The 22,272-nt window shown below is 55.9% G+C and carries 20 protein-coding genes; 15 read left to right on the top strand and 5 right to left on the bottom strand.

Translation table 11 applies throughout. The annotated features are described in order from the left end of the window. Positions 1–2 precede the first annotated feature (2 nt). Together ACSFDB_RS20305 and ACSFDB_RS20300 are read left to right on the top strand one after the other, a co-directional pair. Positions 3–578: a TlpA family protein disulfide reductase gene (locus ACSFDB_RS20305; RefSeq protein WP_440772712.1), complete on the top strand. Its 576-nt coding sequence runs from the start codon at positions 3–5 to the stop codon at positions 576–578. Between the two features lie 50 nt (positions 579–628). Beyond that, the gene (locus ACSFDB_RS20300; protein ID WP_440772711.1) at positions 629–1,297 is read left to right on the top strand and encodes a cytochrome c biogenesis CcdA family protein; all 669 of its coding nucleotides are present in this window, start codon (positions 629–631) and stop codon (positions 1,295–1,297) included. A 231-nt stretch (positions 1,298–1,528) separates the two neighbouring features. On the opposite strand, the gene ACSFDB_RS20295 is transcribed toward ACSFDB_RS20300, so the two are convergent. Both ACSFDB_RS20295 and ACSFDB_RS20290 read right to left on the bottom strand, forming a co-directional pair. Continuing rightward, positions 1,529–1,756 carry a DUF8149 family protein gene (locus tag ACSFDB_RS20295; RefSeq protein WP_440772710.1) on the bottom strand — a complete coding sequence of 76 codons (228 nt, stop codon included), beginning with the start codon at positions 1,754–1,756 and terminating at the stop codon, positions 1,529–1,531. Between the two features lie 289 nt (positions 1,757–2,045). Further along, positions 2,046–3,038 (bottom strand): PGF-CTERM sorting domain-containing protein, encoded by a 993-nt coding sequence (locus tag ACSFDB_RS20290; protein WP_440772709.1) that lies wholly within the window; start codon positions 3,036–3,038, stop codon positions 2,046–2,048. Positions 3,039–3,498: 460 nt separating this feature from the next. On the opposite strand from ACSFDB_RS20290, the gene ACSFDB_RS20285 reads away from it, so the two are divergent. From ACSFDB_RS20285 to ACSFDB_RS20265, 5 genes are all read left to right on the top strand, one after another. Beyond that, positions 3,499–4,209 (top strand): hypothetical protein, encoded by a 711-nt coding sequence (locus ACSFDB_RS20285; protein WP_440772708.1) that lies wholly within the window; start codon positions 3,499–3,501, stop codon positions 4,207–4,209. A gap of 93 nt (positions 4,210–4,302) precedes the next feature. Then, on the top strand, positions 4,303–7,140 hold the full coding sequence (locus ACSFDB_RS20280; RefSeq protein ID WP_440772707.1) for a DEAD/DEAH box helicase: 2,838 nt from the start codon (positions 4,303–4,305) through the stop codon (positions 7,138–7,140). Positions 7,141–7,361: 221 nt separating this feature from the next. Continuing rightward, the gene (locus ACSFDB_RS20275) at positions 7,362–9,500 is read left to right on the top strand and encodes a PAS domain-containing sensor histidine kinase (protein ID WP_440772706.1); all 2,139 of its coding nucleotides are present in this window, start codon (positions 7,362–7,364) and stop codon (positions 9,498–9,500) included. Between the two features lie 83 nt (positions 9,501–9,583). Next, positions 9,584–10,309 carry a protein sorting system archaetidylserine decarboxylase gene (locus ACSFDB_RS20270; protein WP_440772705.1) on the top strand — a complete coding sequence of 242 codons (726 nt, stop codon included), beginning with the start codon at positions 9,584–9,586 and terminating at the stop codon, positions 10,307–10,309. Positions 10,310–10,455: 146 nt separating this feature from the next. Further along, positions 10,456–11,001, top strand: a complete 546-nt coding sequence (locus tag ACSFDB_RS20265; RefSeq protein ID WP_440772704.1) for a hypothetical protein — start codon at positions 10,456–10,458, stop codon at positions 10,999–11,001. A 513-nt stretch (positions 11,002–11,514) separates the two neighbouring features. Here the strand turns inward: ACSFDB_RS20265 and ACSFDB_RS20260 are convergent. Next, positions 11,515–12,153 (bottom strand): hypothetical protein, encoded by a 639-nt coding sequence (locus ACSFDB_RS20260; protein WP_440772703.1) that lies wholly within the window; start codon positions 12,151–12,153, stop codon positions 11,515–11,517. A 1,264-nt stretch (positions 12,154–13,417) separates the two neighbouring features. Between ACSFDB_RS20260 and ACSFDB_RS20255 the strand changes: the two genes are divergently transcribed. Continuing rightward, positions 13,418–13,894, top strand: coding sequence for a GNAT family N-acetyltransferase (locus tag ACSFDB_RS20255; RefSeq protein ID WP_440772702.1), 477 nt, complete (start codon positions 13,418–13,420; stop codon positions 13,892–13,894). 474 nt (positions 13,895–14,368) lie between these two features. Here the strand turns inward: ACSFDB_RS20255 and ACSFDB_RS20250 are convergent, their stop codons facing one another. After that, positions 14,369–14,902, bottom strand: a complete 534-nt coding sequence (locus tag ACSFDB_RS20250) for a hypothetical protein (protein ID WP_440772701.1) — start codon at positions 14,900–14,902, stop codon at positions 14,369–14,371. A 551-nt stretch (positions 14,903–15,453) separates the two neighbouring features. Here ACSFDB_RS20250 and ACSFDB_RS20245 point away from each other — a divergent pair. From ACSFDB_RS20245 to ACSFDB_RS20235, 4 genes are all read left to right on the top strand, one after another. Then, positions 15,454–17,829, top strand: a complete 2,376-nt coding sequence (locus ACSFDB_RS20245) for a hypothetical protein (protein WP_440772700.1) — start codon at positions 15,454–15,456, stop codon at positions 17,827–17,829. A gap of 173 nt (positions 17,830–18,002) precedes the next feature. Continuing rightward, entirely contained in the window at positions 18,003–18,155 is a 153-nt protein-coding gene (locus tag ACSFDB_RS21075; protein WP_502260899.1) for a DUF8156 family protein, read from the top strand. 564 nt (positions 18,156–18,719) lie between these two features. After that, positions 18,720–19,811, top strand: coding sequence for an ATP-dependent nuclease (locus ACSFDB_RS20240; protein WP_440772699.1), 1,092 nt, complete (start codon positions 18,720–18,722; stop codon positions 19,809–19,811). After that, a complete protein-coding gene (locus ACSFDB_RS20235) occupies positions 19,808–20,491 on the top strand; it encodes a DUF3226 domain-containing protein (protein ID WP_440772698.1) in 684 nt (227 codons plus the stop codon). The genes ACSFDB_RS20240 and ACSFDB_RS20235 overlap by 4 nt, the downstream gene beginning before the upstream one ends. Positions 20,492–20,771: 280 nt before the next feature. On the opposite strand, the gene ACSFDB_RS20230 is transcribed toward ACSFDB_RS20235, so the two are convergent. Beyond that, positions 20,772–21,038 carry a winged helix-turn-helix domain-containing protein gene (locus tag ACSFDB_RS20230; RefSeq protein ID WP_440772728.1) on the bottom strand — a complete coding sequence of 89 codons (267 nt, stop codon included), beginning with the start codon at positions 21,036–21,038 and terminating at the stop codon, positions 20,772–20,774. Between the two features lie 227 nt (positions 21,039–21,265). Between ACSFDB_RS20230 and ACSFDB_RS20225 the strand changes: the two genes are divergently transcribed. Genes ACSFDB_RS20225 through ACSFDB_RS20215 form a run of 3 tightly spaced genes read left to right on the top strand, consistent with a single transcriptional unit; the run spans position 21,266 to position 22,232 of the window. Further along, positions 21,266–21,460 carry a hypothetical protein gene (locus tag ACSFDB_RS20225; protein ID WP_440772697.1) on the top strand — a complete coding sequence of 65 codons (195 nt, stop codon included), beginning with the start codon at positions 21,266–21,268 and terminating at the stop codon, positions 21,458–21,460. Further along, complete coding sequence (locus tag ACSFDB_RS20220; protein WP_440772696.1) at positions 21,457–21,873, top strand: hypothetical protein; 417 nt, start codon at positions 21,457–21,459, stop codon at positions 21,871–21,873. The genes ACSFDB_RS20225 and ACSFDB_RS20220 overlap by 4 nt, the downstream gene beginning before the upstream one ends. Then, positions 21,870–22,232, top strand: a complete 363-nt coding sequence (locus ACSFDB_RS20215; RefSeq protein ID WP_440772695.1) for a hypothetical protein — start codon at positions 21,870–21,872, stop codon at positions 22,230–22,232. Before ACSFDB_RS20220 ends, ACSFDB_RS20215 begins: the two co-directional genes overlap by 4 nt. Positions 22,233–22,272: the final 40 nt, after the last annotated feature.

Below are 22,272 nucleotides of genomic sequence, written 5' to 3'. Positions count from 1 at the left end.
GCATGCGGAGACGGGACGTCCTCGCCGGACTCGGGAGTGCGGGCGTCGTCGCCGGCGCCGGCGCGATCGCCGTCTACGGACTCCCGTCGACCGAGAACCTGCTCGACGACGAATCGGCCGACGAACCCGACGACCCGCTCGAGATCGAGACGATCGACGCTCCCGGGAGCGAGGCGGGGACAATCGAGGTTCCCGACCTCGGACGGGTGACGTTCGTCGACCTGTTCGGCACGTGGTGTGCACCCTGTATCGAACAGATGCCGGCGCTCGCGACGGCCAACGAACGGATCGGCGACGAGGTAACGTTCTGCTCGGTCACCAACGAGTCCGTCGGCGAGAGCGGCTCGATCACCGAGGCGGAACTCGTCGAGTGGTGGGACGAACACGATGGTGACTGGACGGTCGGTCACGATCCGGCGGCCGAACTCACGGCTCGCTACCTCGAGGGCGGCTTTCCCACGGCCGTCGCCATCGACGCTTCGGGGCGCGTCCAGTGGGCCGATTCGGGCGTCAAGAGCGCAGACGAGATCGTGTCCGGAATCGAGCAGGCGCTCGAGGCCGATGCCGGTGACGAGTAAGATGGTACTGCAGATGAGGGGACCGGTGTTACCAACTCGGGTGACGGGCGATGACTGACGGCTCGTTGCCGCTCACCTTCGCATTGATAGCGGGCATTGCGACGTTCTTTTCGCCGTGTGCGTACCCGCTCTTACCGGGCTACGTCGGATTTTACGTGAGTCAGACCGAGGGAGAGCAAGCCTCGCTGTCCGGCGCGCTGAGTCGCGGTCTCGTCGCCGGAATCGGCGTCCTGGCGACGTTCGGCGTACTGTTGGTCGCCGCCTACTGGGTCGGCCACTCGACACTGTCGAACATCGTCCTCTTCGAGCCGATCGTCGGAGCGATTCTGGTCGCGTTCGGCCTGCTTGTCGTCTTCGACCGCGCTCCGTCGCTCACGATTCCCCTTCCGAAACGCCGCTCGAGCGTGTTCGGCTTCGGAATCTTCGGCGCTGGCTACGCGCTGGCTGCGGCGGGCTGTGTCGCGCCGCTGTTCGTCGCCGTGCTCGCACAGGCGCTGGCGCTCCCGCCGGTCTCGGCGGCGCTCGTCGTCGGAACCTACGTCGGCAGCGTCGTCGTGTTGATGGTCTCGCTGACGGTCGCAACGGGGATGGGGCTCGTCGCGAGCGCCGGCCGGCTGGCTGCCCACAGCGAGTTACTCGAGCGTATTGCGGGGGTCGTCATGATCGTCGCCGGACTCGGACAGCTGTACCTTGCGATCTTCGTCCTCGACGTGATCTAACCGCACCGACTCGCGGATTTCGATCGTGCTAACTCGCAGGTTTCGATCGCAAGCGGACCGTTTGTTCTGTTCGTGGTCATACTCCATGCCACGGATTCGAAACGTCCCGACGTTCGGCTGGACGACAATCCCGACGAAGCGGGCCGCGTGACGAACCCCGACTGCGAAGCGAACGAGGGGCCGTCACAGTCACTGTTCCAGCGGATTCGATTGTACCTGCGTCGATAGCGCCTATTCCGGTCCGGAGTCCTCGAGCAGTCCGAGATCGCTCGCAGCGAGGTCGGCGATACGTTCGACGATATCGGGATCGACGGCTGCGACGTCCTCGCCGCCGTGTAACTGGTCGTTGTGTCGCTCGATGGTGTCGGCGACGTCCGAGAGGGGGATGCGGGAGGTCGTCTCACAGTCGGGACACACGATCGGGACGCGGGGATCGTCCGAGTCGCTGGCGGCTGTCATCGTCTCACTCTCTCGAGCGGAGCGGCAAAATCTCACTGGTTGGATGACTTCGGAAGCGTCGGTAGCAACGCGACTCTGGTCTCGGAACGACCTCGGTCGTTGATGGAACGTCGACCGAGTCGGTCGGCCGGCAGTCTTATTACCTCGAGACCGAACAGTTCGCTCGAGGGGACGATAGACTATCGACCGGTCCTCACCGGTTTTTCGTTCGCCGTACAGCAACCGAATTCATCCAGCGTCGGCTCTTGCGTAGCCTTTCGTATTTTCTCCGAAACAATTTTGTCGATCGTCAGGTCGATCGGCGACGGACGCCGAGGAGGGCGGCGATTGCCAGCGCGACGATCACTGCCGGGATGCCGAATCCGGGGAGTTCGTCGCCGTCGTCAGCGTCGTCTTCGTCGCTCGTTCCGTCGGCACTCGCGGATCCGTCGTCGGAGTCACTCGAGTGGTCCGTTCCGTCACTATCGTCCGAGTCGCCGTTCTCCTCGTTCGAGTCACCGTCGCCGACGCCGGTCTCGTCGGCGTCGAGCTGGAGGACGACGATAACCTGGCCGTGCGAGCCGTCGGGTTTGAAGGTCCACTCGCCGCCGACTTCCTCGTAGGATTCGGCGTCCTCGATCGGATCGACGCTCGTGTCCCAGGTGTCGTGGGTCTGCTCGACGTAGCCGACGACCTCGATCTTGTCGGCGTGTTCGCCCTCGATCTGGGCCTCGCCGTACTCGATGGTCGCGTCCTCGGGCTGGCCGTGCATCTCGATACTGTGCGTGTCCATGTAGCCGTCGCCCTGTGGCAGGTCGTCGGTCGTTCCGAACTGGTCGCTATCGAGCGGTCGGTCGTAGTGGTCGGTCAGCGGGTACTGGACGGTCACCGGATTGGCGTGGGAGTGCCAGTTCAACTCGTCGCCGGTGTCGATCGTGACGGTCGTGTTCGGAACGGTCTCGCCGACGATCGGTTCGCCCGCTTCGTTGAGGAGCGTCACGCCGATCTTCCCGGAGCCGTCACCCAGATACGGGGATCGGTACTCGTCGCGCGGGTTGATGTAGCTGACCCAGTTCCCGTCGCTCGCTTCGTAGTACGGATCGCCCACTTCGGGGGCCGGTTCGACGTACGCCTCTTCGGAGACGTTCGCGTTCGTCGACGCGTCCGGATCGATGGTCGCGCCGGATGCGGCCACCGACTCGTCGGCGCTGACGCCGCCCATCAGGGCGACACCGAGGACGCCGACGAGACAGAACGCGAACACGCCAGCCGCGACGGTCGTCCGTGCTCGATTCGCACTCATCGAGCGTTCCCTCCGAACGTCACCGTGTCGGTCGCGTCGTTCGACTCTTCAGGCCGTGGGTCCGTCGCGACCCGACGCTCGAGGGTCCGGGACCGGTCTTCGAATTCGGTAGTACGTTCGCGATCGAAGATCTCGTGAGGAGACTCGGGGACGGGATGAATACCCCAACGGGATCGGTTCGCCGACCGTGATCTGAATCGGTTCATATGATCGAACCACTTCATTCATCCATTTTTATATGATACGAATAACAGAACGTCTGGAACGAGTAGGGGACGACTTCCGCTGGTTTCGGAGCGGTTACTCCGCATCGGTAATCGGGAACGCAGTCACTACTTGTCCGCACTGACTGGCCTTCCGGCAGTTCGCGGCCGTCCACCCGAACCCCGTGGATCGCCGATGCTCGACGCTTGCGCTGGCACCCCGAACCGACTTCTGGGGCGGGACTGTACGGTTTCTGATGCGCGTTGGATCCGCCGTCGATACGGATACGTCATCGCCACAGGACCGGTCGCCGAACGTGACGAACACCGACTCGAGCAGGGCGCTCCGAACGCTCGTGCTCGTGGCCGCCGGGACCGTCGTCGTCGCGTACGTCCTCGATCGCGTTCTCGGTTCGAGCGACGAGGATGATCCGTCACTCGAGGCGATTCGAGAGCGAGCCGTCGACGCCGTCCCCTCGGCCGTCAGCGACCGCGTTTCGGACGCGGTTCCCACGGAACCGCAGGCCATTCCGATCGGCGACGTCGGCTCCAACGAGGGTGGGGCGGACCCGACGGACGAGGCGAATACGAGCACCGGGACGGGGACCGACACCGATACCTCGAGTGACGCTTCCGCGTCCGATGCCGGAGAACCGGTCGACGACGCGGAGACGAACGTCGATCTCGCCGACGATCCATCGTCCACGAAGATCACGTCGGGATCGAGCGACGAGGTACAGGAGAAGCCGGCCGAACCGGGCGAGCTGTCCGTCGACGAAGACGTCGAGGACGTGATCGACGAGGACGATGTTGGATCCGACGTCGATGCGGACGAGCGTTCGCCTGACGGTGATGACGGCGACTCGAGCGCCGACGAGAACGACAGTGGCTCGAGTGCCGACGACGAGGACGGCGGCTCGACCGCAGACGAAGACGACACTCCCGACTCGAGCACAGACGAGGAGTGAGGACGGACACGTGGGAGATTCTCGAGTCCACCTCATCCGATCCAACCGCCGGGAACGTGGTGCTTATCCGGTTCTCGCCCCTATGGTCTCTCGATGAGTGAGGGCGACGTCGCGGCGTTTACGCACCTCGGGCCGACGGTTCGCGGGGCGCTCTCCGAGCGCGGCTTTTCGACGCCGACGGCACCGCAGCGACTGGCGATTCCGCCGCTGTCGGCCGGCGAGCACACGCTCGTGATCGCACCCACGGGGAGTGGCAAGACCGAAACGGCGATGCTGCCGGTTTTCGATCACCTGCTCGAGGATGATGGGCCACCCGAAGGCTTCGGCGCGCTCTACGTGACCCCGCTGCGGGCGCTCAACCGCGACATGCGCGAACGCCTCGAGTGGTGGGGCGAGTACTTGGATCTCGAAGTGGACGTTCGCCACGGTGACACGACCCAGTACCAGCGGGGCAAGCAGGCGAAAAATCCGCCGGACGTGCTTGTGACGACGCCGGAGACGCTACAGGCGATGCTCACCGGCGAACGGCTGCGGGAGGCCCTCGTCGACGTCTCTCACGTCGTGATCGACGAGGTCCACGAACTGGCGGCCTCCAAGCGGGGGGCACAGCTGGCGATCGGCCTCGAGCGCCTGGAGGACCTCGCGGACGGCATTCAGCGAATCGGTCTTTCGGCGACCGTCGGCGATCCAGGCGAGGTCGGGCAGTTTCTGACGGGCGGGCGGCCCTGCGAAATCCGGGAGATCGACGTCGGGAGCAACGTCGACGTGACGGTCTGTCAGCCCGAAGTTACCGGCGAGGACGAGCGGCTCGCGGGCGAACTGATGACCGAAGCGGACACGGCCAGTCACGTTCGGCTGATCCGCGATCTGGTGGCGGACCACGAGTCGACGCTGATATTCGTCAACACGCGACAGACGGCGGAGGCGCTGGGCTCACGATTCACCGAACTCGAGCTGCCGATCGGCGTCCACCACGGCTCGCTGTCGAAGGAGGCCCGGATCGACGTCGAGGACCGATTCAAGTCGGGCGAACTGGACGGGCTGCTCTGTACGTCCTCGATGGAGCTGGGGATCGACGTGGGACGGGTCGATCACGTCGTTCAGTACAAGAGCCCGCGGCAAGTGACGCGGCTGCTCCAGCGGATCGGTCGTGCGGGTCACCGGCAGGACGAGGTCTCGAGCGGTACTATCGTCACGACCCGACCCGACGACACGTTCGAGGCGCTCGCGATCGCCCGCCGCGCCCGCGACGGCGAGGTCGAACCGGCCGCGATCCACGAAGGGAGTCTGGACGTCGTCGCGAACCAGATTCCGGGGTTCGTCCAGAGCCGCGGCGCGACGCCGCTCCGGGAGGCGTACGAGACCGTCACGCGCGCGTACCCGTTCAGGGATCTTCCCGAGGAGACGTTCCGCGAGGTCGTCTCGGAGCTCCACCGCAACCGGATCGTCTGGTTCGACGAGGCCGACGACCGACTCGAGACGACCGGCGGCACCTGGCAGTACGTCTACGCGAATCTCTCGATGATCCCCGACGAGGAGACCTACGAGGTCCACGACATCGCCTCGGGGGGCCAGATCGGGACCTTAGACGAGCGGTTCGTGGTCAACTTCGCCCAGCCGGGCGAGGTGTTCATCCAGCGCGGCGAGATGTGGCGCATCGCGGAGATCGACGACGAGGAGGGACGGGTCAAGGTCAGTCCGATCGAGGACCCCGCGGGCGAGGTGCCCTCGTGGATCGGCCAGGAGATCCCAGTTCCGGCGGCTGTGTCGGGTGAAGTCGGCGAAATTCGCGGTGTCGCGGAACCGCAGCTCTCGGCGGGGGCCGCCGCCGCGGTCGGTCGCGAGTTGGCACACCGATATCCAGCGGACGACTACACGCTCACCGAGGCCTGCGACCAACTCGAGCGCCAGGTTTCGGCCGAGGCGCCGATGCCGACGGCGAATCGACTCGTCCTCGAGCGCCAGGGCCGGACCGTCGTCCTGAACGCGCCGTTCGGTCACACGGCGAACGAGACGCTCGGCCGGGTGCTCTCGGCGCTTCTGGGGCAGCAGTCGGGTTCGTCGGTGGGGCTCGAGACGGATCCCTACCGGATCGAACTCGAGGTACCGAACTCGGTCGCGACGAGCGACGTGCTGGCGGTGCTCGAGGAGACCGATCCCGGGCACGTCGAGGCCATCGTCGAACTCGGGCTCAAGAACTCGGACGCGCTCGCATTCCGGCTCGCGCAGGTCTCGGCGAAGTTCGGTGCGCTCAAACGCTGGCAGGCGAGCGGGTCGGGGCGGATCTCGAACGACCGTCTACTCGCGGCGCTCGAGGACACCCCGATGTACCAGGAGTCGATCCGGGAGGTGTTCCACGAGGATCTGGACGTCGAGCGGGCGAGCGCGGTGCTCGCGGGGATCCAGTCGGGCGAGATCGAACTCGTTACGTATCGGGGGAGAACGCCGGTGGGGCTGGGTGGTCGCTCCTCGAGCGGGAAGGAGCTGCTGGCGCCGGAGAACGCGGACGCGAGCGTCATCAATACCGTCCGGGAGCGGATTCAGAACGACCGGATCATCCTGCTCTGTACGCACTGCAAGGAGTGGAAGGTGAAGACGAAGGTCAAGCGGGTTCGCGACCAGCCCGAGTGTCCCGACTGCGGCTCGACCCGGATCGCCTCGCTGAATCCGTGGGCCGACGAGGTCGTGCAGGCGGTTCAGGCCGAGGAGAAAGACGAGGAGCAAGCGGAGATGACCGAACGCGCGTACCGCAGCGCCGGGCTGGTCCAGAGCCACGGAAAGCAGGCCGTGATCGCGATGGCCGCCCGCGGTGTCGGTCCCCACAACGCCGCCCGGATCATCAATAAGCTTCGGGAGGACGAAGACGAGTTCTACCGCGACATCCTCTCGAAGGAGCGAGAGTACGCGCGAACCCAGTCGTTCTGGGACTGACACGGTCCGCTTGGGACTGATACGGTCTGCTGTACCCATTTTCCGACACAACCCGGGACGGCCGCAGCGGCACCGGAACTGACGCACAGCGCCCCGTCTGAAACGGCGTTTTCCGGCGGTCTTGCTCGTGTTCGTTTCGGCGGTCTCTCATTTCGTCTCGCCCGCCAGACGCTGCTTTCACGAACCCAGTTCTTATAATGGCGACTGGCCAACTACGCGCAATGGGATCCGGTCCGCCCTCGTCATCCCCGTCCGAAGAGCCGGACATAGACGAGCCGGCAAACGGCTTCGAGCTGGGATCGCTTCTCGCGGCGGCAGACATCGCGGGCTTTCGCGCCCGCCGGGACGGTACGATCGTCGATGTCACCGACGCGTTCGCGTCGCTGACCGGCTACAATCGTTCGGATCTCCTCGGTACGTCGTTCTCTGACGTTGTAGCGGACGACGTACCGTCCCTCGAATCCCTCGTCGCCGGCGAGGGCGGGCAGCCGATTTCTACGGCCCTCTCGATTCGGACGAAAACGGGGGGCGTCGACTCCCGAGTCGTCCACCTCGAGCGCCTCGAGTCCGATGGGGAGGAACTGCGGATCGCGGGTATCGTCGACGGCCGACCGGACGCGACGGGGTCAGGGTCGGAGTCGGAAGCGGGTTCGGAGTCGGAGCCGGAAGTGGGATCGGAGTTGGAGTCGGAAGCGGGTTCGGGGTCGGCGGTAGGGTCAGGGTCAGGATCGGATAGCGGACTCACGTACGGCCGAACGTTTCAGGCGCTCGCCGACGCGCTTCCCGACGGGATTATCGTTCTCGACACAACCAGCGAGATCCAGTACGCCAACCCCGCCATCGAGCGCATTCTCGGCCATTCGCCGGACGAACTCCTCGGTTCGAGCAAGGTCAACATCATTCCGCCGCGGCTTCGACAGACACATCTCGACGCGCTGCAGCGATATCTCGAGACCGGCGAGCGAAACCTGAACTGGACCTACGTCGAACTGCCGGGCCAGCACAAAGCGGGCCACGAGGTACCGCTCGGCGTCTCCCTCAACGATTTTACGTACGACGGCGACCGCTATTTCGTCGGGCTGTTCCGGGATATCTCCCCGCGAAAGGAGGCCGAGAAGACGCTCACGGCGAAGGTCGCCCAACTCGAGTCGGTCGCCTATCTCGGACGGCACGCACTCGAGAACACGGATACCGAGGAGCTGGCCGACAAAGCGGCCGAGCTAGTCACGACGGCCCTCGACGTCGAGTGCTGTGGGGTGTTCGAGCGGACGCCGACCGCTCCCGAGCGCCGGTTTCGGGTGCGTTCACAGGTCGGCTGTGCGGCCCCGCTCATCGACAGCGAAACGCGTCGCTCGAGCGAGAGCAGTTCGCTGGCGGCGGTAACCCTCGACGCGAGCGAGCCCGTAATCGTCGAAGCGTTCGGGACGGACACACAGATCGCCGACACGACGGGATTGACTGACGCCGGCGTCCGAAGCGGTATCGGCGTGAGTATCGGGCCGCTGGACGATCCCTGGGGGATTCTCACCGTCTACGATACGGAGTCACGGGAGTTCGCGGAGCACGACGTCGACTTCCTCGAGAGCGTCGCCACGATCATCGCGACGGCGATCGAACGCCAGTCCTACGAGCGCCGGTTGAGCGACACCGTCGACGAACTCGAGGAGTCGAACGAACGGTTAGAGCAGTTCGCCTACGCGGCTTCCCACGACCTCCAGGAGCCGCTGCGGATGGTCTCGAGCTATCTCCAGTTGCTCGAGGGGCGCTACGCGGACGAGCTCGATTCGGACGCGGAGGAGTTCATCGACTACGCCGTCGACGGCGCCGAGCGAATGCGGTCGATGATCGACGGCCTGCTCGCGTACTCCCGCATCGACTCCCAGGGGGACCCGTTCGAACCCGTGGAGTTGGACGCGCTGCTCGCGGACGTCCTGACGGACCTGCAGGTGATGATCGAGCGACAGGACGCCGAGATCACGGCGGAGTCGCTGCCGGCGGTGCGCGGCGACGCGAATCAGCTCCGACAGCTGTTCCAGAACCTCCTCTCGAACGCGATCGAGTATTCGGGCGACGAGACGCCGCGGGTTCGGATCGAGGCCGAGCGAACCGGCCGGAACTGGACGATATCGGTCCGCGACGAGGGGATCGGGATCGACCCCGACGATTCGGAGCTGATCTTTCAGGTGTTCCAGCGCCTGCACAGTCGCGCGGAGTACGACGGGATGGGGATCGGGCTCGCGCTCTGTCGGCGCATCGTCGAGCGCCACGGCGGCGAGATTTGGGTGGAGTCCGAACCCGGCGCGGGCTCGACGTTTTCGTTTACGCTGCCGCGCCGACAGCCGGCCGAGCGACCTCGGTAGGGGTCGGTTTGTTCGGAGCGCTCGCGTCTCTCACGCCGCGGGCCACCGTAACGGCCATACGAATCGGTCACGTGGGTTGGCGCATGAACTTCGCGCCGGGAGCCTGGAAGTACGCGATTCTCCCGTTGCTCGCCGCGCCGTTCGCGTTCGTCTTCAGCGTGACGGCGAGTATTCTCGCGCTCGCACTCGGCGTCGGAACGCTCGCGTTCTTCCGCGATCCGGAGCGAACGCCGCCGCCGACGGGCGTGGTCTCGCCGGCCGACGGGAACGTCTCCGTGCTCCGCGAGGAGGGCGACCGCGTTCGGCTGGGCGTCTTCATGAACGTCTGGCACGTCCACGTCGTCCGCGCGCCCTTCGCCGCGACGGTGACCGACGTCGAGCACGTCTCCGGGGCGAACCGGCCCGCCTTCTCGAAGGACTCGGATCGGAACGAGCGCGTGCACGTGCGGTGTGAAACCGAGTCGTCGAACCTGCCCACCTCTGAGTCGTCTGAGGGAGTGGGGAACGGAAGTGGTGACGACGATTCGGTCGCCGAGGACCCGCACGCGAAAGCCGACCAGCCGCCGAGCAACGCCGAGGTGACGCTGATCGCCGGCGCGTTCGCCCGTCGGATTCACCCCTACGCCGAGCGCGGCGACGAACTCGAGCGCGGCGACCGAATCGGCCACATCGCCTTCGGCAGCCGGGTGGATCTCCTGTTTCCGCCCGAAGTGGAACTCGAGGATATCGACGTGGAGATCGGGGATGCGATGACGGCTGGGGAGACGGTGGTGCTCGAGGCTCCCGCCGGTGCGGAGATCGAACTCTGATCAGCATTTCAAAAGCGAATCCGTATCGCCTCCGCACAGTATCGCTGAGCCAACTATTCGGATGCTTGTACGACTGGGGCGTGCGGTTATCGGTCTTGATTCTGGGCGAAAGTATCAACCGATGGTAATCAGATAGCTAACCATCGATGTCGTCTCAGAGCAAGTTAGATACACTCCAGCCATTCGTTGGCGAGAACGAAACCGCGATCGAGGCTCAATCGAACGAGGGAGAGACGTTCCTTCTGACCGACCGGCGGCTGTTTTCGGTCCATACGAGCGGGGGAGACAACGAACGGACACTCGTCGATACGCTTCACCTCGAGTTAGTGGGTGGGACGAAGATAGAACACCAACGGAAACCCGACTTCGACCAAGAGACAGTCGGGTACGGGATACTCTCGATTCTTATCGGGTTTGTCGCTCTCGCAGCGGCAGCAGGCCTCGATGGGAGTCTCATGGGGTTGATGCTGATGATTGGAGTCGGTGTCGGTCTCATGGGGATTATTTTGGTGATCGAGGGCTACAGCGCTGCGGACGGCAACGTAACGATCAAACTGCAAAGCGAAACAGGGGAGGTGATGCGAGAGATCCGTCTCGGGGAGGATCAGTTGGCGTTCGGTGAAGCGGTCTCGAGAGCTGTTGGTGGTAATATTACCCAGCCGGATGCGGTCTCGAGAAAAGTCGGCAACTAACGATTCAGAACAACTCCGATCGGTGGTCACATTACCAGCGGATGGGAAACTTCAACATTGGTTCCGAACCGATGTTTTCTGACGCAGTTGATTCCATTAGTCATATCGAACCCTTTTCGGCCGTCCCCAAGGAGACAGCGCTAAAAAACCACACCGCTTCCGTCATACTTCCGTATAGCAGAGTTATAGTTGAAAACTTGAGAAAGCATTATTCTCTAAATATAAAAATAAAAACAATAGTCAAACAATATAAATAATTATATTTTGAATGTGGCGCTAAAATCCAAAGAATAGCCTTTAGAGAGCCTGTAAGGTTCGTAAGGAGCCGGATTAGCCTTGCTACTGATGGTAAAGATTAAGTAACCTAGTGTCTTACTCGGAATCAGACTTGGTCTATGGGACAGTTAGCACGAGAGTTAATGAGGGAGGATGAACAGGAGAACTACGATGCCTATGTGGCAATGGGAGAAGTTCAGTTAGGAAAAGACCACTCTCAAGAGTGACCGTCTCTATCTATAGCTGTTCTAGTATTTGATCTTGCCTTTGACGATTTGGAGAATGGTGATTAAAGTCTGTAATGTCATAAAATCGTTCGACGAAATAACGGTGCCACAAAAGGTACAGTTCGTCCTTACTCCAAAGGTTATCGAACCGGACTTCAATAATATGTCTTCGCAATAGTTTCGATTTGAAAATCGCCTTTTGATATCTGACATCATCCCAATCGAACTTTTCAATTCCATTTAATGACAATAATATATTGAGAGTCGCCATCGCTGTTCGATGATTAGCATCGGGAAAGAAATGTAATCCAATAATTGCTCTCACCCAGTGAGCACATTGTTGTGTTACTGGTTCTCTTTTCGGGAACTCATCCATGACACGATTTAGATCGCCATTTCGAACTACCGAAATTTTGTGTTTCACTTGATTGTATGTCAATAGATCTCCATAGTCATATCTGTGATCTGGATTTTTGAAATATTCTCTATTCCGCCATTTGATGTCCTCTGGATCCAGTTCACTAAAATCAGTAATCCGATCGACTCCTGGGCTAGGGATACTTTCCCGAAAACCATCTAGTTTGGTTTCTGAGTTTGCGAATCTGTGCCCCTTCTCAGACAGTGCATAGAGGTCGTGGGTAACCTCCACAACTAAGCCCTCCCGCGTTAATTGCTGGCAACGGAGACGAACGACGTTCTCTCGAAGACGGTCTTTGCTGATATCTTTCGGGGTAGATGGTGAGTCCTCTTTTAAAAACATTAACACACTCCTGTCTATCTTTTCAATAGAAGGACTAGTCTGCATTTGTATGAGTGTTGACGCAGTTCACCTACGTAAAATCTCTTGTTAGATATTCACTCATCCCTGGGATTTGCTCGCTCAGTAGTACTGGATCGCCGACCTCGAGCGCACCTCGAAACGCTGCTCGAGTGGATTCGAAATACCGGCAAACGCCGCCCCAGAACCCCGTTGGCGGCCAATACGCTTACTTTCTATCGGTCGAATAACCCAGCCGACGGGGGGAAGGGGTACTGTCGTTACCGACAGGGTCCGTTCGACGTGAGACATCGAGCCCGCCGTCACCGATCGAGATCGTTCCACCGTTACCAGCCACCGACGCCTGATTGCCGATCGGCCCGTCCGGTTGACACACCACCAGCGGATGGGGAGCGTCGACGTCGGCTCGGTACCGTCGTCTGTTGAGACAGTCGATTCGATCAGTTCTGTCTACACCCGTTGTGGGTGGAAGGGGACAGAGCCAAAAAATTACAGCGCCCTGCCCCCACCTCCGCACACAGATTTCCACTTGAAGCACATGAAACGAGGGTTAGTTTCTCTATGAGTTTATAAGGCAAGTCGGTGCCATGCGACATCCCCAAGATGATCTGCTAATCGTTTACGCGCTCTCGCTACTCGCTCGGGAGCACAAAGGATTGGAGAAAAAAAGGGCATTGAATTTTGCAGCTGGGATATCAGAGCAGCACGGGCTTACAGTTTCCGAGTCGATTCGTCAACTCGAATGATTTTGTGGCTAAGGCCAAGGTCCCAAACTAACCGCCCCGCTTCTGCAGTTCCAGTCGACGCACTCGAAACGCACTCTTGCGGTGCGCGCGAAAATTTGGAGGAGAGGTTATGAGTGAAGTCGCAGCCAAACAGGAGCGTCATGCGCCACCCGCAAGATGACTTGTTGATCGTCTCTGCACTGTCACTGCTCGCTCAAGAGCACAACGGAACGAAGAACGAAGAGCTGCGTTATTGAAAATGAGATGCGGCGTCGGGATAGGGGTGTATATCAGGGTGAAACGGGCCCCTTTCATCGGTACAGTGTGAGGACTGTACTGACTGGTGGTTTGCCAGCCAGGACGTAGTATCAGAGCCGTTATCTTCTTGAAGGGAGAACCGTCGTCTTGGTATGGGTGAACAGTTAGCAATCCGTCGCTACGAACCACGTGACAAGAACGACGTTTGGCGGGTTCACGAGCGTGCGTTTCGGGCGACGCTCCCGCAGTTTTTCCCTGCCATGAATCGCGACCTGCGGAACGTTCCAGACGCGTACCTCGCCGATGGTGACTTTCTGGTTGGCGAGGTCGAAGACGAAATCGCCGCTATCGGCGGATTTGTGCCCATGAACGAGCGGACGGTCGAACTCAAGAGTCTCCGTGTCTGTCCCGACCACTGGCGACGCGGCTACGGGCGGGCGCTGATTGCTGCCCTTGAGGATCGGATGCGCGAACAGGTCTATGAACGGGTCGTGTTGTACACGAGCGAGGATTTAGCGGCGTCCCAGTCACTGTACCGAAACGAGGGCTACCGAGAGACGAGTCGGAAATGGCACGCAGAAATCGACATGGAGATGGTGCACTTCGAAAAACTGCTCTGCAACGACTAATGGTCAGTATTACCCATGCGAATGCCTCTCGTTGAGAACGTTCTTCAAAAACGGGTAGTCCTGCCGGGTTTCGAAGTGGTCTCTCGTTTGTGATGGGTTCCATGACTGAAGTCATGGACGTCTTGCTTCGGCGACTGGTTTGCACCCGACGGCACAGTGGTCCTCCTGCGCTACTGAACATGTGATACGGACGTACGATCATAGCGTCTTCGCGAGTTTCTTGCTGTTGTTGCGCGCAAACAGTTGAACGATCTCACGGAATCTCGCCGTCGTCTTCCATTTTCAATAGCGCAAAAAGATCAGGCTTGGAATCTTGCAACTAAGATTGCGGATCAGCATGGACTGACAGTAAGTGACGCAATTCGTCAGCTCGAGTAGACTGCGTCCCCAAGGGGACTGAGCCAAAAAATTACAACGCCCTGCCCCGCCTTCGTATGCAGATCTCGAGTTGAAGCACACGAAACCAAGGTGAGATTATGGGTCCAAAATTAGCACGAGAAGAATTCCTAGTATCGCACCTACCAGTGGATCTACTCCCATAAACTCTGTAGCAATGATTGCACCCCCTATTCCACCAAGAATGAGCAATAGCAGATCAGAACCGCCACTATCCTTCGATTTGAAACGGCCTTTGCTGTCTCGAGGTCGACTCCTAGTCGATCCCCCGTCGGTCATTTTTTCCTTTGGACCGTCTCCGAAAGACTCTCCCGCTGCTGATTTGTTTGTCTGGATTTCCCATTTCATTTCATGAATTTGCTTTTGTAGAGTCACATGAGACATTAGAAGGATAATTCCAATAATAGATAAAAAGGCTGGAGACGTGATTGCTTGAGTAACTGTGTTCCCGTATGGTGTAAATCTCATCCCGAAAAACAAATTCAATATCGTCAGTATAAATGCTGATATCCCTGTTGTAACGGTGATATATTTGTGGTATGACTCAATGAAATTTGCGAGGTATTCTACAGCTCCTCGAATAAGTCCTTCTCCCGTCTTCGAATCGGTCATACAAGTCCTGTACAAGTCAACTAATATGAATCATATGCCCCTAAGGGGGTAGGGTAATTGCGCGGCGCGCGCTCTGCGCGCCGCGCTCGCGAAAAATTGAGTGAGCCGATATCGGAAGTAGTAGCGTGGCTAACCCATTGGTAGGATATGGCAGGACCTCGACAACCGTGGTTGCCAAATATGCCTACGAGGGTTTATCCGTGAAGCCGCGGCCAAAGATGGCAGATGCGACACCCACAAAATGACCTACTGATCGTCTACGCATTGTCACTACTTGCTCTGGAGCATCGGGGTACAGAGAAAGAAGACTGGGCCTTGAACCTCGCCGCTGAGATCGCGGATCAACACTGACTGGCAGTGAGCGACGCAATTCGCCAGCTCGAGTAATGTTTTGAGACGTAGATTTCACCCCACATAGTAGAGGGAGTCGGCGAAAAGGAGTCTGGCATCATTCTGTCCTACTGGAACTGATTCGGACGTAACAAATTAGTGTATCTTCCCCCTTGTCGATGTATAATGGAAGTCGAATATTTTGCCCGGAGTGATAAGAGATGAATAAAAATACTGGAAACGAAACTAACAAAGATGATCTCGCTGAAAAAGAGGGCATGTGGGGACTGCTTTTAGGAAATAAGTTAGATAGGATACCACCGAATGAGCGGACCACCAAACGGCTAGTTCAAAAATTCTGTGAAAACAAAAAAGAAATAGTTCGTTTTCATCACAAGTCTGTGGCTGACTTGACCAAGACATTACTAAATTCGTCAACTGAGGAGGCTGAAAACACTTTAATGTTTTTGTGGGCAGAATATGAGTGGAGAAATAAGGCAACCGGGAAAAAATTCGTGCTTGATAATGATTTGAGCAGTGAACTAGATCGGATCGAAGATGAGGGAAATATCGTATACCGACTAAATGAGTCTTTCTGCTTAGTCTGGAGTGGAAAAGAAATTCGAAGACCTGTCTTTGAATCAGATGAAGTTCTCAGTAGAACTGAAACTGAAGCAAAGCCGATTTTCATACGAGAAAAGTCCAGCGACGCCGTTGTTGAGGTTAGAGGTACAATTAGGCTTTTAGATGCTTTTTCTGAGGATTTTTCTGATAAAGATGAAGTAGATGAAGTTGAACCGGAACCCACAGAAGAACCGATCTTGGAGAATCTGTCAAAGGCCTTTGAATTAGATATGTCTACGCTAACTCTTACAGAGGCAAAGTTCAACACAACCAATTTACCGAATCGATCTTCCCTTACTATCAAAAATAACGAAGGCGTCCAAGAGGATATCAAATCATCGAATCTGCAACCGAAAACAATTGATACAGACAGTTTGTCCGATTTAGAATTTTTGAAATTCCACCATGAGAAAACAGGCCTCAATGTCAAGATGAAAGTGGTAAGGGAAAATCAAGGATTCTATTTACACCTTGATGACAGCAATCTGCCAGAGGAAGAGAAAAAGAGCGTTCGAAATCTAATTGAAGAGAGATTAGATGTTTCATTCGAGAGTCTCTACCCGTATGATGTTCAACACCACCGAGAATATATTATAAACATGGTTCTCACAGGTGACATAGATACATATAGAAAATATTACGACAATCTAGATACGGACGTTCAAGAGTTCATAGATGAATTTACAGACGTTTCTGGCCAAAGTGTATTTGTCTGTTATGACTGCCACGAACCATATGTAGAACCTGATGGCGATCTCTGTCCAGAATGTGGAAATTATCTAATGAGAGGAGAAGGAAATGTCGAGATAGATATAAAAGAGAAGAAAATACAGACAGAAATTTCTAAGAAATTCAAAAATCTTGGTGAGGATATACGTGCATCAGACGGAACTCGGTTGTTACAGACAAAGTTTGAACCCGACGAAATCAATGATAACCAATACGTGAAGGCCAATTTCCAGATGGCAGAGTTGGCTGGATCAGCCATGGATAATTACTGGTGTGAATTTTTTGTCTATCCGCTCGGAAATGGTCATATCCCAAAGCGTGTGAACGAGTATCTATTAGATTGTGTTTTAGTAACGTATGGCAAATCTGGGATCCACGGTAGGGATCATTTCGGGGAATTAGATTTGTATGGTTTCCTGGAGGGTGAAAGTCCGGAGGTGCAATTTGCAGATGCCGTCAGAGAAAGTCGGTCTCGACTTAGAAATCGCGTTAGAGAAGAGGCAACACAAGCTCAGGATCGACTTCAGCAGCTACAAGCTAAAGTTGACAATGATGCTATTGAAGATGTTGATTTTGATGAAATAAATGAACTTAGGTCTGAATACGACTATAATGATTTTGAACAGGATGTATTCTACCTACTCAAATCGATGTTTCTTTTCACGGAGAGATGGGGACGGGAAGGAAAGAAAGAGACAGACGGATGTTTGATTGTACCTGATGATGGCGAATATTTCGTCGGTACTTATGACCCAAAGCTAACGTATGATATGAACGGGTACAACTTGAACTCCAGTGAGAAGAACAAGGCTGCGTACTATATTCTCTCGGAGAACGATAGAAAATATATTTCGGATGTGTTGAAAGATGGAGGAACTATAGATAGCCATATTTTTGTATCTAATAACTTTCGGGAGGGGCAATTTGGAAACATTGTGGAAACTGTAAGAGATTGGTTTTCTCTTGTTGAGGGCAATTCAGGTGAACTTGATACCGAGATTGTATTTTTACCGGTGAAGAGCTTGTTAGGTATCTATGATATCTTCTCAACAAATTATGACTATATCATGGAATATTCCGGTGTTCAACATGCGTTTAGGTCTGGGGTAACAAGCCAATTCAGCTTCTCTGGGGGACACTCAGTAATTGATGATGAATCGGTCGAAGAATTAAAAGAAGGGGTATTAGAAGCCAGAAGTATGGAAACAAAAAAGAAGTCATCAAGAGATTATTCGAGTGAATAGCCGTTCAGTTTGTTTTCCCATAAAGTTGCACGTCGACAGATCCGGTTTCCCAAATATGTACACGAGATGCGAATACTCGTGTATACGATGACGCAGTTCCGAACGTGAGACCGTATCGGAATTCCGGAAACTGCACTCCGTTGCTTATCCGTTGTGCGCTCGCTTTGGGCTACATGGGCAAGACAAACCCCACCTACCGCGATCAGCTCCGTGAATTCGAAAACGAGTGGTCACCGTACCACAGAGCACTTCGGCTCGAGTATCAAGATCACTTCGAGCGGCTATTCGTCCAGGCGCAGAACTTCGCCGACGCTAGTGGGGTTTAGAACCACATCGATCCAACGACTACACATCACATTTCGATTTGGCTCGCTCAGGAGTGCTGGATCGCCGGCCTCGGGGAGCAACTTGAAACGCTGCTCGAGTGTATTCGAAATATCGGCAAACGCCGCCCAGAACTGCGTTGGCGGCCAATAGGCTTACTTTCCACCGGTCGAATAAACCATCCGACGGGGGTGAGGAGTACTGTCGTTGCCTACAGGGTCCGTTTGACGTGAGACATTGAACCCACCGTCACGATCGGGATCGTTCCACCGTCACCAGCCACTGACACCCGATTTTCGATCGGCCCGTCCGGTTGACACACCACCAGTGGATGGGAACTTCGACGTTGGTTCGGTACCGACATCTTCTGACGCAGTTAATTCGATCAGTTCTGTCTAAGTCCATTGTGGATGTCCCCAGACAATGAACAATAACAATTCTAAGATGATCGTGCCAAAAGGTTACAGTATCCATAGATTGCATGTGAAACACCAGTTAAGTACAAAAGTAGAGGTGTGAATTAAACCTCCGGCAAAGTAATAACCCTTCAACATAAAGGACAGACCATGCTTGAAGGGCTCAAGATAAAAAAATTCAAAGGTATACAAAAAGGGGATATCGACTCATTCGAAGATATTAATATATTTATCGGGCCAAATAATTCCGGCAAATCAACGATACTTGACAGTATTTACATTTTGAACCACATCTTCGAACCGAATGATATTCTAGGAAATCATATCTTGGATTATCTGACCTCAAAAAAGGCTGGTAATACAAACCTAGAGGGATTACACTGGAAGTACAATAGTGATGAATATTCAACAATAACTCCAGTCATAAGACAAAACGATTCAGATGGTGTGGGAATTGGTCTTAACTATAATATGCTCGAATGGAAAGTTGGTAATCATCTTGAGTTAAAAGAGGTTCTTGAAGACGGTGAAATTAAGAGATCAGTGTCTTCTCAAAAGGGAAGACGAACGTACGATTCGATCAATGAATATTTGCAACGATCGAGAGAAGAGTTATTGGTAGAGTATTTGTTAGACCTTCGCGAAACATTATCTGACACTTATTACATCCATTCTGGAGTATTCCAAGTTTTAGAACAAGTGGAGAAACAAGTCTGGGGAGGATTGTATCAAGATAGAAGTGATAAGAAAGTAATATCAAAGCTCAACGAAGTATATGGAACAAACATAGACCAACTGTCCTATGTGCCAATAAGCGATGAACCAGAGTTGCAAATGTTGTTTGATGATTATGCTGCCCAACCCGGAAGTTTAGGTGATGGGTTTAGGTATGCTTTTGCGTTATTTGCTGGAATTGAAGCATATTCCCCTAGTACTATTTTGGTGGAGGAACCAGAGAATCATCAGCACCCGAGTGCATACCGAGGGATTGCAGAGTCAATTAGCGAATATTCTGCAGTTAGCGATAGGCAATTCTTCATCACTACCCATAGTTTTGACTTTCTTAATTATTTAATAGATTCTACATCGAATAAAGATGTGGGGGTGAAAACATATCATCTCACCTTAGATGAAGGGGACTTAGAGGTCAGAGAATTAGATGACCCAGATATTGAGGTTCTAAAGGATCTAGGTATTGATCCTCGTCGATTAGAAGAATACGGACGAGGTGATCAATCTTGAATCTTGAGGACCCCGGGACCCCTATTCTTGTAGAAGGACCCACTGATAGAGAGTTAATTTCCCACATGAATGTCCAAACAGTGAATGCCAATTTTAATATAAGGGAAAATGGGAGCAAAGATGATGTCCTTGGAAACATGGTGACTTTAAGCCAATATATTCAACGGTTAGGTGTTTTAATTGACATAGATGATCAATCTGTATCAGATGCTCGACAACGAGTGATTGAAAAATTAAGAGGTAATTTTAGTAATGTTTCGATTCAATCTGATACCAAAGTTGTTGTTGAGGATAGGACAATTATTGTCATTGGATGTTCTGGGCTAGACGATGATGAAGATCTGAATGATTTTGGAATATATCGAAATGCTATTGAGGACCATTTACTTAAAATATTACTGACTGACGACGAGACGGTAAACAGATTATCTAACACTACTATTACAACATCAAGCCAGCTATCCGAGGCACTCTATGGCCACCAGGAGCTAATTGAGGACTACACAGAAGAGGTCTCACGTAGTAAATTGCTCTATCGCTTGTCCTCTATATTGTTGAGGTATGATGGGAATATTGACTCTTTTTCGAATGTTCTTCTGCACTGTTCCGGAATTGATATGGAATCTCATGAATCCACTAGTGATCTAATATCCTTTTTGAATCAAGTAGATCCCATGTGAATTACACTAATACGAGATCTTATTACGACTTACTCTTCCTATCCCTGGTGATTGGATGTGGACCTGATTAATTTTCTGAATATGAAACGAAACTGGACTTTCGGTGTTCATATTCATTGATCGCCGCTATCGCCGATATAACCTCTCTGGCTATATTTTCACCTTGATATCCTAATAACAGCTAATCAACCGCTAGGACCAATAGAAATTGTGGTCACGAAGCCGCTCTAAAGGCATAGGCTGGTTGTTTACTCTAATGACTGACCGCAACGAATAGTCATTACGAACCGTCGGGTAATCCTTCAAGTTCGCTCGCATCTAACTCCTCGTTCAGATAGGCCTCTCCCTCCTCAGTAATCCCGTAGAGGCCTCGAGAAATCCGCTCGAGCAGTCCATACTCCGCGAGAACTGGACAGCGGTTTCGAGCATGGCCGGACGTTGGCCCACCGAGATCATCGATGGCCGTCGGCGTCAAATTGCCGTGTTCACGGACTAACTCGAGTATTCTGTCGTCCGACGGAACCATCCAGTCCGCAGCTTGGCGCATCTTGTTCGGAGCATCGAAGTCCATAACCATACGAATACTGGTTATCTGTGCCAATTTGCCACCTGTCTGCGTAGGATTGTCTAGAGCAACGTAGCACTGACGACTTGCCAGTAAGTTATATTAATGGTCAGTGAGAAGTTGTTGTTGACCTGCCCTTTCGGACTGAAAGTCCGACGTGCTAAGGACACGCCGGGGTCGGGTCAACCTCACCTAGAGGATTTCCGACCATGCGAAACGAACGCTCGAGGGGTCATAGAGATTACCCCATAGACGACCGTACAGCTAGCCAGCGAGACGGCTACGACCACCCCACGATCAACCTGGACGACGAAGCCGTCGAACTCCCACTTCTCAGCGATAACGCGCTTTTCGTCGTCAGCGAGGACGCCATCCTCGAGTCCCGCGGAGGACCCCACCGATGACCGACTACATCGTCCCCACGGGCCGGGGCTACCTCGGCACGCACGCCGTCAGCCCCGGGCGGACGGTCACGCTCTCGACCGGCGTGCTCTGCGATCGGGACTGGACCGATCGGTCTCGAGTCCACGCCATCGCACACGACGACGGCGTCGCACTCGTCCCCGCGGCCGAGTCGACTGACCCGCTCGCCGCGTACGCGCTCTGCGATCGCTACGACGGCGCTCGAGTCGCCGTCGGACAGGTCGCCGTGGCCGAACTCGGGCTCGAGGCCGGCGATTCGGTCCGCGTCTACGATCTCGCGGTGATCGACGACCGACCCGGGCTGTTGCTCGTCGACGCGGCCGACGATCCGTGTCTCGCAGCCGACCGCGACGCGGGGACCGACGATGAACGCGACGCGGGGGCCGAGCCGTGACCGACGATCCCGATGATTCCGAGTCGTCCCGTCCCACGGAGCAGTCCCGTCACAACGAGCCGTCCCGTCGCGCCGACTCCCCTCCTGTCCCCGAGGCGATGACCACCGAGTGGTTCGTCGACCACCTCGAGGAACTCGACGCGCACGTCGCGCGGCTTCTCGAGTCCATCCCGGAGACGGAGGCGTTCGACGACGAGACGCGCGCCCAGACCAGGCGTCGGCTGCGGGAGATCCGCGCCCAGATCAACCCGCTGCTGGTCGCGCTCCGCGCTCGCATCGATACTGACGACGGCCATTCCCGCGCGGCCACCGACGACCGAGATTCGCAGAGTGAGTCCGACGATCCGCCGCCCGAGTGACGACTCGGACACCCTCCCGACGGCCCCGTATCGTCGTGCA

It is taken from the genome of Natronorubrum amylolyticum (genome assembly GCF_052040145.1).
Classification (GTDB): Archaea; Halobacteriota; Halobacteria; order Halobacteriales; family Natrialbaceae; genus Natronorubrum.
The sequence above is the reverse complement of the archived record's forward strand: the minus strand, read 5'-3'. Positions and strand labels throughout refer to the sequence as shown.

Excerpts from the sequence above, each read along its gene's own strand:
- ACSFDB_RS20305 (WP_440772712.1), top strand. The coding sequence starts at position 3 with ATGCGGAGACGGGACGTCCTCGCCGGACTCGGGAGTGCGGGCGTCGTC.
- ACSFDB_RS20300 (WP_440772711.1), top strand. The coding sequence starts at position 629 with ATGACTGACGGCTCGTTGCCGCTCACCTTCGCATTGATAGCGGGCATT.
- ACSFDB_RS20295 (WP_440772710.1), bottom strand. The coding sequence starts at position 1,756 with ATGACAGCCGCCAGCGACTCGGACGATCCCCGCGTCCCGATCGTGTGT.
- ACSFDB_RS20290 (WP_440772709.1), bottom strand. The coding sequence starts at position 3,038 with ATGAGTGCGAATCGAGCACGGACGACCGTCGCGGCTGGCGTGTTCGCG.
- ACSFDB_RS20285 (WP_440772708.1), top strand. The coding sequence starts at position 3,499 with ATGCGCGTTGGATCCGCCGTCGATACGGATACGTCATCGCCACAGGAC.
- ACSFDB_RS20280 (WP_440772707.1), top strand. The coding sequence starts at position 4,303 with ATGAGTGAGGGCGACGTCGCGGCGTTTACGCACCTCGGGCCGACGGTT.
- ACSFDB_RS20275 (WP_440772706.1), top strand. The coding sequence starts at position 7,362 with ATGGGATCCGGTCCGCCCTCGTCATCCCCGTCCGAAGAGCCGGACATA.
- ACSFDB_RS20270 (WP_440772705.1), top strand. The coding sequence starts at position 9,584 with ATGAACTTCGCGCCGGGAGCCTGGAAGTACGCGATTCTCCCGTTGCTC.
- ACSFDB_RS20265 (WP_440772704.1), top strand. The coding sequence starts at position 10,456 with ATGTCGTCTCAGAGCAAGTTAGATACACTCCAGCCATTCGTTGGCGAG.
- ACSFDB_RS20255 (WP_440772702.1), top strand. The coding sequence starts at position 13,418 with ATGGGTGAACAGTTAGCAATCCGTCGCTACGAACCACGTGACAAGAAC.
- ACSFDB_RS20250 (WP_440772701.1), bottom strand. The coding sequence starts at position 14,902 with ATGACCGATTCGAAGACGGGAGAAGGACTTATTCGAGGAGCTGTAGAA.
- ACSFDB_RS20245 (WP_440772700.1), top strand. The coding sequence starts at position 15,454 with ATGAATAAAAATACTGGAAACGAAACTAACAAAGATGATCTCGCTGAA.
- ACSFDB_RS21075 (WP_502260899.1), top strand. The coding sequence starts at position 18,003 with ATGGGCAAGACAAACCCCACCTACCGCGATCAGCTCCGTGAATTCGAA.
- ACSFDB_RS20240 (WP_440772699.1), top strand. The coding sequence starts at position 18,720 with ATGCTTGAAGGGCTCAAGATAAAAAAATTCAAAGGTATACAAAAAGGG.
- ACSFDB_RS20230 (WP_440772728.1), bottom strand. The coding sequence starts at position 21,038 with ATGCGCCAAGCTGCGGACTGGATGGTTCCGTCGGACGACAGAATACTC.
- ACSFDB_RS20225 (WP_440772697.1), top strand. The coding sequence starts at position 21,266 with ATGCGAAACGAACGCTCGAGGGGTCATAGAGATTACCCCATAGACGAC.
- ACSFDB_RS20220 (WP_440772696.1), top strand. The coding sequence starts at position 21,457 with ATGACCGACTACATCGTCCCCACGGGCCGGGGCTACCTCGGCACGCAC.